Origin of the sequence: Immundisolibacter cernigliae, assembly GCF_001697225.1 — a bacterium.
Lineage (GTDB): Bacteria > Pseudomonadota > Gammaproteobacteria > Immundisolibacterales > Immundisolibacteraceae > Immundisolibacter > Immundisolibacter cernigliae.
The window spans coordinates 1,057,657-1,073,262 of record NZ_CP014671.1; the positions used below are offsets into that span (position 1 = coordinate 1,057,657).

Genomic DNA, 15,606 nt, shown 5'->3' on the forward strand with positions numbered 1-15,606 from the left:
AAGTTTCTTTTTCATTGATAAGGATGAATCCTCATGTACATACCATTTCGAAAATCAGTACTCGCCTCGGCGGTCGCGTTGGCGATTGGCGGAATCAGCAGCGCAGCCAGTGCCGACACGGTGTCGCAGGATGTCACCGAGGCACGGCAGGAAACCCAGATCTGGACGACGTACGCCCTGAACCCCTATCTGCGCGCCAATGACCTCAAGGTGTCGGTGGACAACGGCAAGGCCACCCTGACCGGCAAGGTCGACGAGAGCGTCAACAAGGATCTGGCAAAGCAGATCGCGCTGGGCGTCAGCGGCATCAAGGAAGTGGACAACCAGATCGTGGTGCAACCCGACTACGTGGCCCCGGCAGCGTCCTCGACGCGCAGTTATGGCGAGGCGATCGACGATGCGACGATCACCGCGACCGTCAAGTCGAAGCTGCTGTGGAGCAAATCCACCGATGGTCTGGCCGCCGACGTGGACACGAACCGCGGCCGTGTCACCCTCAAGGGCACTGCCGACAGCAAGGACGCCAAGGCGCTCGCCGGTCGGCTGGCCCTGAACAGCCGCGGCGTGGAGTCGGTCGACAACCAGCTGGTCGTGACCCCGAAGAAGCCAACCGCAGCCGACAGCGCCAAGAGCGCCGCAAAAGAGGCTGAGCAGGACATCGCCGACAGCTGGATCACGACCAAGGTGAAATCCACCTTGATGTATTCGAGCAATGTCGACGGTTCGGATGTCGATGTGAGCACGAGTGCTGGCGTCGTCACGCTGAAGGGCAAGCTGGACAGCGGCGCCGAGCGTGCCCTGGCCATCGAGCTGGCCGACAACGTGCGTGGCGTCAAAAGCGTTCGGTCCGAGGGGCTCACGGTCCTGAACTAGAGCAAAAACAACCGGAAGACCGCCGCGCAATCCTATTGGGGTTGCGCGGCGGTTTTTGGCGTTCCGGCGCTCGGCTGTCCCAGGGACGGGCAATCGGCACGCCTTGACGCCCATCCATCGGATACCTTGCGGTCGAATGGCAATCCTTCACCGGCGCGGCCATGGAGTGACAGGAGCATGAAATTTGGCGCACGCGTGGCTGGCGGATGCCGATGGCAGCGTGTGGTCCTGCTGTGGGCGCTGGCCGGCATGGCACCCGCCCACGCGATCGACGCGGCGTCCCTGACGACGCGCCACGCCGCTTTGCGCGAACAGTTGGCCAGCAACCAGTTCAACCGCCCCCTCTACCTCGAATCGCTCGAAACTGCCGGTCGGCTGCAGGGCGACATCTACACGCAGATCGAACAGCCTTTCGGCGAGGTGGCTCCGGCCCTGCAAGGCATGGATCGCTGGTGCGACATCCTGATCCTGCACCTGAATGTGAAAGGCTGCCGCGCTTCCTCCCCGCAGGCCGGCGACACGCTGAGCGTGAGCATCGGACGCAAGTTCGATCAACCGTTGGGCGATGCCTACGGGTTCGAGTTTCTGTACCGGGTAGTGACGGCGAGTGCCGATTATCTGCGGGTCGTTTTAAGTGCCGACGAAGGCCCGCTGGGTACCAGTGCCTACCGCGTCGTGCTCGAAGTGGTGCCGCTCGATGCCCGGCGCAGCTTCCTGCACCTGTCGTATGCATACGCCTACGGCATGACCGCCCGCCTCGCCATGCAGGGCTACCTGGGCACCATCGGGCGCAACAAGGTGGGTTTCAGCGTCACCGGGCACACTGCCGACGGCGGTCCCGTTTACATCGCCGGCACGCGCGGCGTGATCGAGCGCAACACGATGCGTTACTACCTGGCGATCGAGGCCTACCTTGGCGCCCTGTCGGCACCAGCCGCGCAGCAGGCCGAAAGGCGCCTGAATGCCTGGTTCGATGGCGTGGAACGTTATCCGGCTCAGTTGCACGAAATGGAACGCGGCGAGTACCTCGACATGAAACGCAGGGAAATTGCGCGCCAGCAAGCGCCAGGCCCCACCGCGACAGCAAAGTAACGTTGTTTCAGTTATATATCCGCGCTGGCCGGCCGGTGGCCTCTCAGGCGATCCGTACGCCAACGCACAAAACACCTCACCACCGCGAGTTGACAATGTCGGCGTCCGCTTTCGCTTTCTGATTCGGGAAGCCCGCCGCTGCCCGCGCAAGACCCTGCCGGCATGGCTACCGGCTTGGGCGCGCCGACATACATTGAAGAGGAGCTCGCCATGTCGAAGCCATCGCGCGCGGGCGCCCTTGTCGGCGCACTGCTGGTGTTCCTGTACTGGGCGCCAATCGCCAACGCGCAGCACGCCGATCCGTCGGGGCGTGTTGCGCGTTTCAGCGACATGGACGGCGACATCAGCTACTCGCCCGCTGGCGAGGACGACTGGATAAGCGTGGTGCGCAATCGACCGCTGATCACGGGCGACCGCCTGTGGACCGACAGCGACGCGCGCGGCGAGATGCAGGTGGGCAGCGCCGCCGTGCGGCTGGGGCCGGACACCAGCGTTGAAATCCTGGAGCTGGACGACAGCGTCGCGCAGTTCCGGCTCACGCAAGGCACGCTGAACCTGCGCGTGCGGCGCATGGATTCCGGGCAGGTCTACGAAGTGGCCACGCCGACCCTGGCGTTTACCGTCGACCGCCCGGGCCGCTACCGCATTGACGTCGACGCGCGCGACCAGCACACCACCATCGTGGTCTGGGAAGGCGCCGGCACTGCTTACGGGCAGAGGGCCGATTTCCCGCTGCGGGCTGGCGATACCGTTCGCTTCTACGACGCCGATTTGCGCGATTACAAGCTGTTCGGCCTGCCGCGCGAGGACGACTTCGACCGTTACTGTTTCGCGCGCGATGAGCGCCTGGACCGCTCGGCGTCCCTGCGTTACGTGGATGACGACCTGGTGGGCTATGCGGACCTGGACGAGTACGGCAGCTGGCGCCCGGTGCGCAGCTACGGCGATGTGTGGTTCCCCAGCCGGGTCGATGACGGCTGGGCGCCCTACCGCGACGGTCACTGGATGTGGCAGGAACCGTGGGGGTGGACCTGGGTCGATCACGCACCCTGGGGCTTTGCGCCGTCGCACTATGGGCGCTGGGTCTTCGTCTCCAGCCGCTGGGGCTGGATTCCGGGGCCGCGCCACGCGCGCCCGGTTTACGCGCCGGCCCTGGTCGCGTTCGTCGGTGGCAGTGGCTGGAGCCTGTCGCTGTCCCTGGGCGGTGGCTCGCCGATCGGCTGGTTTCCGCTGGGTCCGCGCGAGGTCTATGTACCCTCCTACCGGGCCAGCCGCGACTATTTCACCCGCGTCAATGTCCACAACACGGTCATCAACAACACCACCATCAACAACGTCTACAACAACTACCAGCGTGGCGACACCAACGTCACGCAGGTGAACCACGTCAACCGCGAGGTTGCCGGCGCCATCACGGCAGTGCCCGCCGAGGCGTTCAGGAATTCGCGCTCGGTCCGCAAGGCGGCCGTGCGTCTGGACCGAAATGCCGCCACCACCGGTCAGATCACCAACGTCGCGCCGATCGCGCCAAGTGCGCAAAGCGTCATCGGCGCGGGCAACGCCGCCCGGTCGCGTCCACCGCGCGAAGCGGTCGACCGGCCAGTGGTCGCACGCCATGCCCCGCCGCCGCGCGAGCGCCCGTTCGCGGCGCGTGAGGAGCAGCTCAAGCGCAGTGACGGGCGGGTGCCGGAGCCCGTTGCCACAGAGCCGGCGCCGCGTGCCAGCAGCCAAGCCACGCCCGGCGTGCGCGTGATCCCCGAGCAGCGAACCCCGGTTGACGCCCGGGCGCAGGGACCCCGCCGCCGCGACGCCGAGCCGACTACGCAGACCCCGGGAATCCGCCCGCCGCCCTCCCGGGACCGGCCCACGGACTCCCTGCGGCAACCCGCGCGCGAAACGGGAAGCCGCACCGAAGCCAACGCGCCCAAGCCGCAAGGCGATGCGCAAACACCCACCGAACGCGAGATTCGGCCGCAGGACAGACCGCCCCGCCCGCGTGATCAATCGCCACCCGGCGACCCAGCACGGGCGCGCGAACCGCGTGTCCTGGAATCGGCGCCCGGCCCCGATGTCGATGGCACACCGCGCCCGACCGTCGACCAACAGCGGTCCCCGATGAACAACCACCGCCCGCGCACCGAGGCGCAGCCGGCCCCCGATGCCCCGCAAGCCCGGCCGCTACCGCCCCTGGACCGGGCCGCCGAATCCGCGAACGGGCCACGGCGCCGGGCGGAAGATCGCAACCGCGACCAGGCACCCGATGGTCCCGACGACCCGCAGACACGGCGCAACCCAGGCAGGGCCGAGTCAGAGGCGCAGCGACTTCGCCGCGAAGACCCGAATGACGGCACAAATGCCCAATGAGCCGTATCGCGTGATTGCCGTTCAGGACTGTGACGACCGGTGCAGCGTGGCTGCAGATGGGCTCGACGCCGCGGTAAAAGCCAGGCCCAGGCTGCATCCGGGTGCGGCGTCGGGACACGTCGCGGCCATCGTGCTGTGCCTGTGCGCGGTGGCCGGCTGTGCGAGCCTGCCCAACGCCAAAACCGAAATGGCCGCACCGCACCCGCAGGAGGTCGAATTCGAGGGCGCGCGGGGTCCGGTTTCAGCCGCACGCAGCGACGCGATCATTGCCCGACTGGAGGGCAAGGGCGGCGATTCCGACCTGCTGGAAAAACACCTGGCCTACGAGCAGGCCGTCAACTCCGACACCCCGCTGGTGCTGGGCAACAAACTGAGCCTGCTGCAGAACGGGCCAGCCACCTACCAGGCGATGTTCACCGCCATGCGCGCCGCCAGGGACCACATCAACCTCCAGACCTATATTTTTTCTGACGACGAAGTCGGCAAGCAGTTTTCGGATCTGCTGCTGGAACGGCAAGCCGCCGGAGTCCAGGTAAACATCATCTACGACAGTGTCGGCAGTCTTTCGACGCCCAAAGCGTTTTTCGACCGTCTGCGCGAAGCCGGTGTCCGGGTGCTCGAATTCAATCCCGTGAATCCCCTGGCCGGCAACACGACGGCCTGGAAGCTCAACAACCGCGACCATCGCAAGCTGCTGTTGATCGACGGGCGTGTCGCATTCGTCGGCGGGATCAACATCAGCGATACCTACACCAGCGCGCCGCGACGCCACCGTGACCGAACGCGGGACGATCCGCCCCAGGACGTCACCTCCGGCTGGCGCGACACTCACATCCAGATCGCAGGGCCGGTGGTCGCCGATTTCCAGCGGCTGTTCATGGACACCTGGGCGCGGCAAGAAGGCGAGCCGCTGCCGGCCAGGAACTACTTTCCAGAACTTGCTGCCCAGGGCGACGAAATCGTGCGCGCCATCGGCAGCACCCCCGACGACGCCAAAAGCCTGATCTATCTGACCCTGATGTCGGCAATCACCCATGCGGAACTGCAGGTGCATCTGACGATTGCCTATTTCGCACCCGACCCTCAATTGCGAAAGGCCCTGCGCGACGCCGCGCGGCGCGGTGTCGACGTCAAACTGGTGCTTCCAAGCTACGCCGATTCGGCTCCAGTCTTCTACCTGGGCCGTTCCTACTACACCGAGCTGCTGCGCGCGGGCGTGCACATCTACGAGCGGCGCGGTTCGGTGATGCATTCGAAGACCGCCAGCATCGACGGCGTCTGGTCCACCATCGGCTCGACCAATCTGGACTGGCGCAGCTTCCTGCACAACGACGAAATCAATGCCGTGGTTCTGGGGCGCGGCTTTGCCCGAGAAATGGAAGCCATGTTTGCCGCCGACCTGGCCGAATCGGACGCCATCACCCTCGCACAATGGGAAAAGCGGCCGCTGCTGCAACGGCTCAAGGAACAGATGGCGCGGCTGGCTGCCTACTGGTTATAAGGAAGCGGAACGACGGTTCCACCGCGCCGTGCATGTCGCACAGTTGCCGCTGGAGCCGACCGCCAATACGGCGCAGGCAGCGTTCGGATGAATCGCGGCCGGTGCTTTGTGCGCCAATGAGTTGAGCGCCTGCCTGCGCAGTTGCGCCGCAACGCAAGCCTTTCGAGCGCGCCCGCGCCGACCCTGAAGCGGCGCGCTATGTGTGCGATACCGCACGGTCTTCCTTTCCCGAAAGCGCAATCCTTCCAGCACTTTGCTCCAATCGGCACCCCCCGTTCAGGCTCTGCTCCCACGCATGTTCAGCGCTCCTGGTCTCGACCAAAATCACCTGCTCGCGGCCCTCCCGCCGGCCGAGCTGGAACGCCTGTTACCGGCGCTGGAGTGGGTGGCGCTGCCACTGGGCCAAGCGGTCTGCGAATCCGGCGCCCAGTTGCACCACGCCTATTTCCCGACCACTGCCATCCTGTCCCTGAACCATGTCCTGGAGAACGGCGCATCGGCCGAAGTGGCCGGGGTCGGCAACGAGGGCATGCTGGGCATTTCGCTGTTCATGGGCGGCCAGACCACGCCCATTCGGGCGACCGTGCAAACGGCGGGGCACGCCTACCGGCTGCGAACCAAGGTGCTGCTCGAAGAATTCAACCGCGCCGGGGTGATGCACGGCCTGTTGCTGCGCTACACGCAGGCACTGATCACGCAGATGGCGCAGACCGGGGTGTGCAATCGCCATCATTCGGTCTCGCAGCAACTGTGCCGCTGGTTGCTGCTGACCCTGGACCGGATGCCCAGCAACGACCTGGTCATGACCCAGGAACTGATCTCCTGCATGCTCGGAGTGCGCCGCGAAGGCGTCACCGAAGCGGCCGGCAAACTGAAAGACATGGGCGCCATCAGTTATCGGCGCGGCCACATCACGGTGCTGCAGCGCGCGCTGCTCAACCGCGAGGTTTGCGAGTGCTACCAGGTGGTAAAGACCGAATTCGCGCGCCTGCTCAGCGGCGTCAAGTACCGGCAACCGACGGCGACATAGCGGTCGGGAATCAGTCGCCCCTTCACTTCCCGCGCCCGGGTGCCGGGAAGTCCGGCAGCAGTTCAGGAATATGGCCCGAAAAAAGTCCCCCATGGGCGTTCGCAGCCCCGCCGCGGCCGTGCCGCACGCGACCACCGAGTTGCAGCGCCAGCAGGCGCTGCTGAAAACCGGCGCGCTGCAAAACGCAATCCTGAACAGCGCCAGTTTCTCGATCATCGCCACCGACGAGAAGGGCATCATCCAGCTGTTCAATGTCGGCGCCGAGCGCATGCTCGGTTATCAGGCCGCCGAAGTCGTCAACAAAATCAACCCCAGCGACATTCATGATCCGCAGGAAGTCCTGGCGCGCGCCCAGTCGCTGAGCCGGGAGCTGGGCACGCCGATCACGCCGGGCTTCGAGGCGCTGGCCTTCAAGGCCTCGCGCGGCATCGAGGACAGCTATGACCTGACCTTGATCTGCAAGGACGGCAGCCGCTTCCCGGCCATCGTGTCGATCACGGCGCTGCGCGATGACTACAACGACATCATCGGCTACCTGCTGATCGGCACCGACAATTCCGTGCGCAAACAGGTGGAAGTCGAACTGAAAAAGGCCATGGCCGCGGCGGAAAAGGCCAACCTGGCGAAATCCGACTTCCTGTCCAGCATGAGCCATGAGCTGCGCACGCCGCTGAACGCGATCCTGGGCTTCGCGCAGTTGATGGAGTCTGATCCCACGCCGCAGACTGCCGCGCAGAAAGACAGCACCGGCCAGATTCTGCAGGCCGGCTGGTACCTGCTGGACCTGATCAACGAGATTCTGGATCTGGCCCTGATCGAGTCCGGTCGGCTGCTGCTGTCGCAGGAGCCGATGGCGCTGGACGAGGTGCTGCGCGACTGCCAGGCGATGATCGAGCCGCTGGCCAACAAATATCGCGTCACCTTGAGCTTTTGCCACCTCGACGCGCCCTGCTACGTGCACGCCGACCGCACGCGCGTCAAGCAGGTTCTGATCAACCTGCTCTCGAATGCCATCAAGTACAACCATGCCGGCGGCGCGGTGGTGGTCGAGTGCAGCGTGCAATCGGACCAGCGCGTGCGCATCAGCGTCAAGGACACCGGCCAGGGCCTGGAGCCGGACCAGCTGGCGCGCCTGTTCGAACCGTTCAACCGGCTTGGCCAGGAGAACGGCAGCGAGGAAGGTACCGGCATCGGGCTGGTGATGACCAAACGCCTGGTCGAGCTGATGGGCGGCGCTATCGGTGTGGCAAGCACGGTCGGCACGGGCAGTGTGTTCTGGGTCGAACTGTCGCGCGCGGCCGAACCAACACTTGCGGCCAACCCTGACGAAACGTTGGCGCATCTGCCAACGCTGATTCCACATGACCCGGCGCTGCGCTGCGTGCTGTGTGTCGAGGACAACCCGGCCAACCTCAGGCTGATCGAGCAACTCGTCGCCCGTCGCCCGCACACGCGCCTGCTCAGCGCCGGCGACGCCACGGTCGGCATCGAGCTGGCGCGTGCCCACCAGCCGGAGGTAATCCTGATGGACATCAACCTGCCCGGTATCAGCGGCATACGCGCACTGGCCATCCTGCGCCAGGACCCGCTCACACGGCACATCCCGGTGATCGCCGTCAGCGCCAACGCCATGCCGCGCGACATTCGCAAGGGCCTGGATGCCGGCTTCTTCGGTTACCTGACCAAACCGATCAAGGTCAACGAATTCATGGAGGCGCTGGACCTGGCCCTGGCACACGCGCTGAATCCGGAAAATGCCGCCTCCGACATCGCCGTCGCCGCAGGAGCCAACTGACCATGAACGCCACCGACATCCTGAAGGCCAAAATCCTGATCGTGGACGATCAGGCCGCCAATGTGCATCTGCTGGAGAAAATGCTCGGCGGTGCCGGATATACCTGCCTGACTGCGACGATGGACCCGCGCAGCGTTTGCGAGCTGCATCGCACGAACCGCTACGACCTGATCCTGCTCGACCTGCTGATGCCCGGCATGGACGGGTTCGAAGTGCTCGAGGGCCTCAAGGCCATCGAAACGGACGGCTACGTACCGGTGCTCGTGATCACCGCCCAGCCGGGCCACAAGCTGCGCGCGCTGCAGGCCGGCGCCAAGGATTTCGTCAGCAAGCCGTTCGATCTGGTCGAGGTCAAGACGCGCATCCACAACCTGCTGGAAGTGCGCCTGCTGTACCGGGAAATCGCCAATCACAACGCGCTGCTGGAGCAGACAGTGCTGGAGCGGACCGCCCAGCTGCGGGCCAGCGAAGAGCGCTTTCACCGCCTGACGGAGCTGTCGTCCGACTGGTACTGGGAACAGGACGCCGACGGGCGCTTCACGCAGGTTTCCGGGCCCGCGCTGGAGATGCTCGGCATTGGCGGCAGCGGCATGCCGCAGCCGGCGGGCGAGCACTGGAACGAAGCGGAACGCGCCACGCTGGAAGCCAACATCGCGCAACGACGGCCGTTCCTGGACCTGGTCTACAGCCGCGTCGTCGGCGATGGCTCACGGCAGTTTTTTCAGGTCAGCGGCGAGCCCATCTTCGATCCGGCGGGCCGCTACAGCGGCTATCGCGGGATCGGCATGGACGTGACCGTGCGCATGCACTCCGGTTCGAATCAGGATATGGAAACGGTAGCCTGATCCTCGCGCCGGCCCGGTCAGGGCCGGATCACCGACACCCGCCCGCGGGCCAGCCAGCGGGCGCCGGCAGCGACTTCGAACTCGTACAGCCAGCCGGTCGGGCCGACAATCTTCTTGTGCGCGACCACCGTCAGGGGCCCCTCGATGTCGTCGATGCGCTCGACGGCGAATTCCACTTCGCGCAGTGCGGCCAGCATGCCGGGCGCAGCTGTGCCGCCGTGTTCGAGTCGCGCCAGCAGGCCGCCGTGCACGGCCATCGCCTGCGCGCCGTATTCGCAAAGATGCAGGGCCGACAGCCGCTCGTCACTGCGCAGCGGATTGCGTGGATCGCGATGGCTGTCCGTGGTGCAGCGGATGGTCTGCTCGTCCCAGGCCAGCACCGCCTCCAGCAGGCACATGCGTCCGGCGTGGGGAATCAGCTCGCGCAGATCGCCGATTGGGATCAGGTCGAAGCCGGCGTCGCTCACAGCGATTCCAGGTCCAGCCGCAGGCTGTGTTCGCCGACGCCATCGAGCAGCACGGTGCCCGGCTCGCGGCGCGCCAGCAATGCCAGCAGCGGCAGCGCGCGCGCGGCGGCGTTGCTCAGGCGCAGCGTTTCCAGGCCGGCGTCCGGCATGCTGGTTTCCGCCACCGGTGTGACCGCTTCGACCCGCAAGGCGGCCAACGAGACGGCGCTGCGCCGCGGCGACAGGATCAGCGCGAAGGCGGCCGATTCGGTAACCGGCCACAGCGGCAGCAACAGGTCCGGCGCTCGCACGTCGAACGCCACCAGCAGGCAATCCAGGTCCTCGACCTCGGCCAGGCCGGCGGCTTCCAGCAGGCCGGCGGCGAAACTCGCGTGGCAGGCCGACAGGCTCACCGACGGCAGCCTGGCCTGGGTCGCGATGCTCCAGTAGCCGGCGGCGGCGTTGTGCACCGAGTTGTGAAAATCGGTGGGCGACACCACGCGCTGCGGCTGCGCCAGCGCCTGACTGATGCGGTGCGAGATATGCGTGTCACCATCCGACGAGGCAAATACCGACGCCAGGCGCTGCGGCGAGCGCGGGTCCAGACGCAGCGCATCCTCGGCCACGTGAAATGCCAGACGCACGGACAGCGGCGCGCGGCGGCGCTCATTGGCGGGCAGCAGTTGCGATTGATGTGGCGGCAGGTCCTGGCGCCGGTACGGACGCTCGCCGCGCAGCACCGCCTGCGCCTGCTGCCAGCCGTCGAGGCCCGGCGCGCAGCAGCCGACGGCGTCGATGTACAGCGGCTTCACGCCTGCATCCCGAACAACAGGCTGCAGTTGCTGCCGCCAAAACCGAACGAGTTCGACAGGACCTGCGCCACCGGCTGCTCGCGGTTTTCCATCAGGATCGCCGCGCCCAGTTGCGGGTCGCGCTGGCGGGTGTTCAGGCTGCGCGGCAACAGGCCGTGTTCGAGCACCAGCAGGCTGATCGCCGCTTCGAGGATTCCGGCGGCGCCCAGCGTGTGGCCGGTCCAGCCCTTGGTCGAGCTGCACGGCGTTGCGCTGCCCAGCAAGGCGCAGACCGCCTTGTCCTCGGCCAGATCGTTGGCCGGCGTGCCGGTGCCGTGCAGGTTGACGTAGCCGACGTCGCGCGGCGTGAGACCCGCACGCTGCAAGGCCGCTGTCATCGCCGCCAGCGCGCCGTGTCCTTCGGGATGCGGCGAGGACATGTGGTGGGCGTCGCTGCTCTCGCCATAGCCCAGCAGCGCCGGGCCGGGCTGGTCCGAGAACTCGACGATGGCAAAGCCGGCGGCCTCGCCGATCGAGATGCCGTTGCGCTGTGCATCCGCCGGCCGGCAGACATCGGTCGACAGCACCTGCAGGGAGTTGAAGCCGTACAGCGTGGTCAGGCACAGGCTGTCCACGCCGCCGACCACGGCCGCATCGCACAGGCCGCTGTGCATGGCCCGGTAGGCCGAGGCAAAGGCCTTGGCGCTGGACGAACAGGCGGTCGAGATCACATGCGCGACGCCCTCCAGACGCAGCCGGCGGCGCACGTAATCGGCGCAGGAAAAGATGTTCTGGGTCCTGCCGACGTCGAACCAGCCCGGCAGGGCACCGTCACCTGCGGCGGCGCGGGCGCGGTAGGCAAGCTCGGCCTGCTGGATGCCCGACGTGCTGGTGCCCAGGAACACGCCCACGCGCTGTGGACCGTGGCGCTGGCGCAGCCGCTCGACCGACTCCAGGAACCCGTCCTGACACAGGCCCAGCTCGGCCAGGCGGTTGTTGCGGCAGTCCCAGCCGGCCAGTTCGCCGCTCAGCGGCGTGTCCAGACCTTCGACGTACCCGGTCCAGGTCGCCAACTCGCAGGTTTCAAACGGCGCCTGGCGCAGGCCGCTGCGCTGTGCCCGCAACGCCGCCAGATGCGCCGCCTTGCCCGCGCCCAGCGCCGAGGTGGCGGTGTAGTCGCTAATCCGCAGCGGTTTCATCGGTCCAGAAGTCGAAGAAGTTGAACCAGTTGTACGGCGCCGCCCGCACCTGGGTTTCGAGCCACTCGGCATAGGCTTGGGCGTAGCCCTGCACGGCCGCGGCGCGCGTGGCGCGCGGCAGCACCACGCGCTCGGCCAGCCGCTCGAAGCGGATGCGGTAGCGGTTGCCACCGTCGTAGATTCCAAAGGCTAGGAACACCGGCACCTGCAGCACGCTGGCCAGGATCCAGGGGTTTTCCGGCAGTTGCGCGGTGCGGTTCATGAAACGCACCGGCACCGTGCGCTCATTGGCGTAGGCGCGATCGCCCATCATGCCCAGCACGTGGCCCTGATCGAGCGCGTCCTTGAGCACCAGCGCCAGTTGCGGGCCGCGCTGCGAGGCATCGATCACGCCGGCGGCCAGAGTCGGGTTGAGCGCTTCCAGAAGCTGCGTGAGCATGGCCCCGTGCGCGCGATCCATGACGATGCGCAGTCGCAGATCCGGCTCACGCTGACTGATCGCCCGCATCACCTCGAAGCTGCCGAAATGCGACACCAGCAGCACGGCGCCGCGCCCCTGCCGCGCGGCTTCGAGGATCAGGTCTTCGTGTTCTACCTGCACCGCGAAGTAGTGCGTGCGGTCACCGAGCAGGAATACCCGGTCCAGCACCACGGCGGCAAAGGTGTACCAGTGACGGGCGCGGTCGATCCACGTCGGCTCGCGGCCCAGCGCCTGGCGCAGGAAGTTGCGCGAGGCGCGCGCCGGCTCGCCGCCGGTCAGCAGGAAATAGGCCACGATCGGGTACAGCAGCAGGCGGGTGAACCTGCGGCCCAGATGCAGCGCCAGCCAGATCACCAGCCGCAGCGTGCGCGGCGTGCTGCGCTCGCGTTGTGCCTCCCAGACCTCGTGAACCGGCATGCTGGGCACCTACTGCGCCACTTCCCAGCTGCCGTGGGCCAACAGGCGGCCGTCGCTCTGGCAGCGAAAATCAAGGCGCGTGCCGTCCATGGTCAGCTCGATGTCGAAACGCTCGTCCGGCCGCAATGCCGACACGAACTTCGCCGCCACTATTCGATGCAGCCGCCACTGCGGCCCGCGCCAGGCGTGCAGGGCGTCCAGCACCCGCTCCAGCAGCACCACGGCCGGCACCACCGGGTTGCCCGGAAAGTGACCGGCCAGGCACGGATGTCCGGCAGGCACCTGCGCGCCGGCGCAGTGCCGGGCGCGGGGCGGTGAATGTGTCGCCGGCATGCCCCGCTCAGGCACGGCCCCGCTCCAGCTCGGCCTGCAGCGCCGCCTGCGGCAGCTTGCCGACCGTGTTGCGCGGCAGGCGCGCCACGCGGACCAGCGGCCGCGGCAGGAACACCGGATCGACCATCGTCCCGAGCGCCGCCAGGATGTGCGCCTCACCCAGATCCGGCGCCACCACCAGCGCCGCCGGCCGCGCCTCGCCGCCCCGCGCTGCTTCGGGCACGAACACCACGGCATCGACGACGCCCGGAATCCGCAGCAGATGCGCCGTCAGCTCGCTCAGGGACGCACGCTTGCCGGCCACCTTGAGCAGGTCGGTACTGCGTCCGCGCAAATGGAACCGGCCATCCCCCAGGTCGTCCACCCGATCCGGCAGCGTTACCGGCGCCGGCAGATGCTCGCCGTGCACGAGGTCCGTGCCGTCGTGCCGGCTCAGGTGCATGCCGGGGAACAACTGCCAGACCGGCGTGGCGACGGTATGGCGCGTGGCCATGCTGCCGGCCTCGGTACACCCATAGATTTCGTGGACCGGCGCCCCGAGCGCGGCTTCCGCAGCCGCCGCCAGCTCCGCTGCAAGGGGGGCGGTGGCCGACACGATCAGCTGCAACGCCGGGAACGGCCCACCGGCGGCGAGGAACGCGCGCAGGTGAACGGGCGTCGTGACCAGCACCCGCGGTGCCGGCACCTGCGCCAGGGCGTCGCGCAACTCGGCCGGAAAGAAGGTGCGCCCGGCGTGCACGGCGCAGCCACTGGCCAAGGCCATCATCACCGTGGTTTCGAGGCCGTACATGTGCTGCGGTGGCACAGTGGCCACGATGTTGGCTGCGGCAACCCCCTCTCCCAGGAAGCGCTGCGCGATCAGCTGCGCCGTGCGCGCCAGCGTGCCCCAGGTCTTGGCATGCACCTGCGGCGTGCCGGTGCTGCCGGAGGTGAAAACCAGCGCGGCGATGTGGTCCTGGAGCAGCGTCGGAACCGCGTGCGGCGCGGTATCGGCGCCCGTTTCGTCGCTCACCCCGATCCATGTCAGCGGCAGGTCGGGCGGTACCGTGTCGGCCAGCCCGTAGCAACCGGGATACGCACCGACGATTTGCGCCATGACACCGGGCGCATGGCTGGGCGGCAGCAGATTGGTCTGGCCGCGCAGGCACACCGCGGCGAAGGCGGTCATGAAGCGGTAGCGGTCCTCGCACAGGTTGAGCGCGTGCGTCGCATCCGGAAGTCGGCTCGCCAGGGCGAGCACGTCGCTCAGGAATCGCCGCCGGCTCACGCCACCCGAACCGCGCCACGCCACCGGACCCGGCGGGTGATTGAGATCGATGAGCGGCAGCCGCGCGACGGCGCTAATACTTCCCTCCACATACGCGCAGGGCTTGCGCGCGCGGCGCCCCGGGACCGTGGGCGTAATGCCTGAACGGGTGCGAGACCATGTCAGACGGCCTTGTAGTCGGTGCGCGCGACCAGGCGAAGGTGGGCCAGAAATCCGCCGTGAACATGGGCCGGGAAGCGCAGCCGCCGATACAGGTACTCCAGCACGAACACCAGGCCGACCAGCAGGTAATTCACGAAGTTGCTGAACAGCGACCACACCGGCAGCGGCGCGAACAGGGCCAGGGCCGCGTTGCCGACCGCGATGCCCGCCAGGATCAGCGCCCACAGCGCCGTGACGCGCCGCGTGTAGACCAGCACTTCCGGCTCCAGCGTGTCGCGGCTCAGCTGCGCCAGGCGCGTCGCCACCGGTACCTGACCGGCGCGCAGCGAGCCGGCAAACACCGCCAGCACGGCGGCCGGCGTGACCACCGGCGGCACGAACAGGGCGTACATGCCGCCGCCCATGCGCGTCAGTACGTGCAGCAACCCGGCCAGGGCCAGCAGGCTCAGCCAGTGGCCGGGCCGCAGCGCTCGCAGGCCCTGATACAACGGGATGGCGCACATCACTACCAGCGCCAGCCATTCAAGGCGCGGCGCGCCCCACAGCACGGCCAGGTGCACCAGCACCGGGTAGGCGAGCAGCAGAACCGGCATCAGGCAGGGCGGCGGCTTTGCACGTAGGCGCTCAGCGCCCGCAGCGAGCCGAAGATCTGCTTGTTGTTCTCGTCGTCGGCCCGCAGCTCGACGCCGTATTTCTGCTGCACGCCCAGAGCGATCTCCAGGGCATCGATCGAATCCAGACCCAGGCCGGCGGCCTCATGGCTGAACAGCGGCGCCTCGGGTGGGATGTCATCCGGCGCCACGCTTTCCAGGTTGAGCACGGTGACCAGAAATTGCGCCATCTCGCGCTCTGCATCGGACAGTGGGGACATGCCTGATTCCCCTTCAGTGGCTGGTTCAATGGCTGACATAGTGGTTGAACTATAATCCGGTTCGGCAGCGCCACGTACGTTGCGCACCGCACATGCGCTGCCTGTTGCCGGCATTTGCCGGTCCGTCAATGCGTATGCG

15 protein-coding genes are annotated in these 15,606 nt (G+C 67.2%); 7 read left to right on the forward strand and 8 right to left on the reverse strand.

Features of this window, described 5'->3' with window-relative positions; all coding sequences use genetic code 11:
• The first annotated feature begins 33 nt into the window (after nucleotides 1–33).
• From PG2T_RS04975 to PG2T_RS05005, 7 genes are all read left to right on the forward strand, one after another.
• Nucleotides 34–873: a BON domain-containing protein gene (locus tag PG2T_RS04975; protein ID WP_068803133.1), complete on the forward strand. Its 840-nt coding sequence runs from the start codon at nucleotides 34–36 to the stop codon at nucleotides 871–873.
• A 177-nt stretch (nucleotides 874–1,050) separates the two neighbouring features.
• Nucleotides 1,051–1,965, forward strand: coding sequence for a hypothetical protein (locus PG2T_RS04980; RefSeq protein WP_068803136.1), 915 nt, complete (start codon nucleotides 1,051–1,053; stop codon nucleotides 1,963–1,965).
• A 210-nt stretch (nucleotides 1,966–2,175) separates the two neighbouring features.
• The gene (locus PG2T_RS04985; protein WP_068803138.1) at nucleotides 2,176–4,329 is read left to right on the forward strand and encodes a DUF6600 domain-containing protein; all 2,154 of its coding nucleotides are present in this window, start codon (nucleotides 2,176–2,178) and stop codon (nucleotides 4,327–4,329) included.
• A complete protein-coding gene (cls, locus tag PG2T_RS04990; RefSeq protein ID WP_236953298.1) occupies nucleotides 4,307–5,830 on the forward strand; it encodes a cardiolipin synthase in 1,524 nt (507 codons plus the stop codon). Before PG2T_RS04985 ends, cls begins: the two co-directional genes overlap by 23 nt.
• A gap of 295 nt (nucleotides 5,831–6,125) precedes the next feature.
• Nucleotides 6,126–6,860, forward strand: coding sequence for a Crp/Fnr family transcriptional regulator (locus PG2T_RS04995; RefSeq protein ID WP_068803140.1), 735 nt, complete (start codon nucleotides 6,126–6,128; stop codon nucleotides 6,858–6,860).
• Nucleotides 6,861–6,951: 91 nt separating this feature from the next.
• A complete protein-coding gene (locus PG2T_RS05000; protein ID WP_068803141.1) occupies nucleotides 6,952–8,655 on the forward strand; it encodes a hybrid sensor histidine kinase/response regulator in 1,704 nt (567 codons plus the stop codon).
• Nucleotides 8,656–8,657: 2 nt separating this feature from the next.
• Nucleotides 8,658–9,500, forward strand: a complete 843-nt coding sequence (locus PG2T_RS05005) for a response regulator (protein ID WP_068803143.1) — start codon at nucleotides 8,658–8,660, stop codon at nucleotides 9,498–9,500.
• A 17-nt stretch (nucleotides 9,501–9,517) separates the two neighbouring features.
• Here the strand turns inward: PG2T_RS05005 and PG2T_RS05010 are convergent, their stop codons facing one another.
• The 8 genes from PG2T_RS05010 to PG2T_RS05045 form a co-directional block, all read right to left on the reverse strand.
• Nucleotides 9,518–9,967, reverse strand: a complete 450-nt coding sequence (locus PG2T_RS05010; protein WP_202816431.1) for a hotdog family protein — start codon at nucleotides 9,965–9,967, stop codon at nucleotides 9,518–9,520.
• Entirely contained in the window at nucleotides 9,964–10,758 is a 795-nt protein-coding gene (locus tag PG2T_RS05015; RefSeq protein WP_068803146.1) for a beta-ketoacyl synthase chain length factor, read from the reverse strand. Before PG2T_RS05015 ends, PG2T_RS05010 begins: the two co-directional genes overlap by 4 nt.
• Entirely contained in the window at nucleotides 10,755–11,936 is a 1,182-nt protein-coding gene (locus PG2T_RS05020) for a beta-ketoacyl-[acyl-carrier-protein] synthase family protein (RefSeq protein WP_068803147.1), read from the reverse strand. The genes PG2T_RS05015 and PG2T_RS05020 overlap by 4 nt, the downstream gene beginning before the upstream one ends.
• Entirely contained in the window at nucleotides 11,917–12,834 is a 918-nt protein-coding gene (locus PG2T_RS05025) for an LpxL/LpxP family acyltransferase (protein WP_068803149.1), read from the reverse strand. The genes PG2T_RS05020 and PG2T_RS05025 overlap by 20 nt, the downstream gene beginning before the upstream one ends.
• Before the next feature lie 9 nt (nucleotides 12,835–12,843).
• Nucleotides 12,844–13,167 carry an ApeI family dehydratase gene (locus tag PG2T_RS05030; protein WP_068803151.1) on the reverse strand — a complete coding sequence of 108 codons (324 nt, stop codon included), beginning with the start codon at nucleotides 13,165–13,167 and terminating at the stop codon, nucleotides 12,844–12,846.
• 7 nt (nucleotides 13,168–13,174) lie between these two features.
• Entirely contained in the window at nucleotides 13,175–14,434 is a 1,260-nt protein-coding gene (locus PG2T_RS16405) for an AMP-binding protein (protein WP_202816432.1), read from the reverse strand.
• A gap of 161 nt (nucleotides 14,435–14,595) precedes the next feature.
• A complete protein-coding gene (locus PG2T_RS16410) occupies nucleotides 14,596–15,189 on the reverse strand; it encodes a COG4648 family protein (protein WP_068803153.1) in 594 nt (197 codons plus the stop codon).
• On the reverse strand, nucleotides 15,189–15,467 hold the full coding sequence (locus PG2T_RS05045; RefSeq protein ID WP_068803156.1) for a phosphopantetheine-binding protein: 279 nt from the start codon (nucleotides 15,465–15,467) through the stop codon (nucleotides 15,189–15,191). The genes PG2T_RS16410 and PG2T_RS05045 overlap by 1 nt, the downstream gene beginning before the upstream one ends.
• Nucleotides 15,468–15,606: the final 139 nt, after the last annotated feature.

Excerpts from the sequence above, each read along its gene's own strand:
- PG2T_RS05025 (WP_068803149.1), bottom strand. The coding sequence starts at position 12,834 with ATGCCGGTTCACGAGGTCTGGGAGGCACAACGCGAGCGCAGCACGCCG.
- PG2T_RS04980 (WP_068803136.1), top strand. The coding sequence starts at position 1,051 with ATGAAATTTGGCGCACGCGTGGCTGGCGGATGCCGATGGCAGCGTGTG.
- PG2T_RS04995 (WP_068803140.1), top strand. The coding sequence starts at position 6,126 with ATGTTCAGCGCTCCTGGTCTCGACCAAAATCACCTGCTCGCGGCCCTC.
- PG2T_RS05030 (WP_068803151.1), bottom strand. The coding sequence starts at position 13,167 with ATGCCGGCGACACATTCACCGCCCCGCGCCCGGCACTGCGCCGGCGCG.
- PG2T_RS04975 (WP_068803133.1), top strand. The coding sequence starts at position 34 with ATGTACATACCATTTCGAAAATCAGTACTCGCCTCGGCGGTCGCGTTG.
- PG2T_RS05000 (WP_068803141.1), top strand. The coding sequence starts at position 6,952 with ATGGGCGTTCGCAGCCCCGCCGCGGCCGTGCCGCACGCGACCACCGAG.
- PG2T_RS05005 (WP_068803143.1), top strand. The coding sequence starts at position 8,658 with ATGAACGCCACCGACATCCTGAAGGCCAAAATCCTGATCGTGGACGAT.
- PG2T_RS05045 (WP_068803156.1), bottom strand. The coding sequence starts at position 15,467 with ATGTCCCCACTGTCCGATGCAGAGCGCGAGATGGCGCAATTTCTGGTC.
- PG2T_RS05020 (WP_068803147.1), bottom strand. The coding sequence starts at position 11,936 with ATGAAACCGCTGCGGATTAGCGACTACACCGCCACCTCGGCGCTGGGC.
- PG2T_RS04985 (WP_068803138.1), top strand. The coding sequence starts at position 2,176 with ATGTCGAAGCCATCGCGCGCGGGCGCCCTTGTCGGCGCACTGCTGGTG.
- PG2T_RS16410 (WP_068803153.1), bottom strand. The coding sequence starts at position 15,189 with ATGCCGGTTCTGCTGCTCGCCTACCCGGTGCTGGTGCACCTGGCCGTG.
- cls (WP_236953298.1), top strand. The coding sequence starts at position 4,307 with ATGACGGCACAAATGCCCAATGAGCCGTATCGCGTGATTGCCGTTCAG.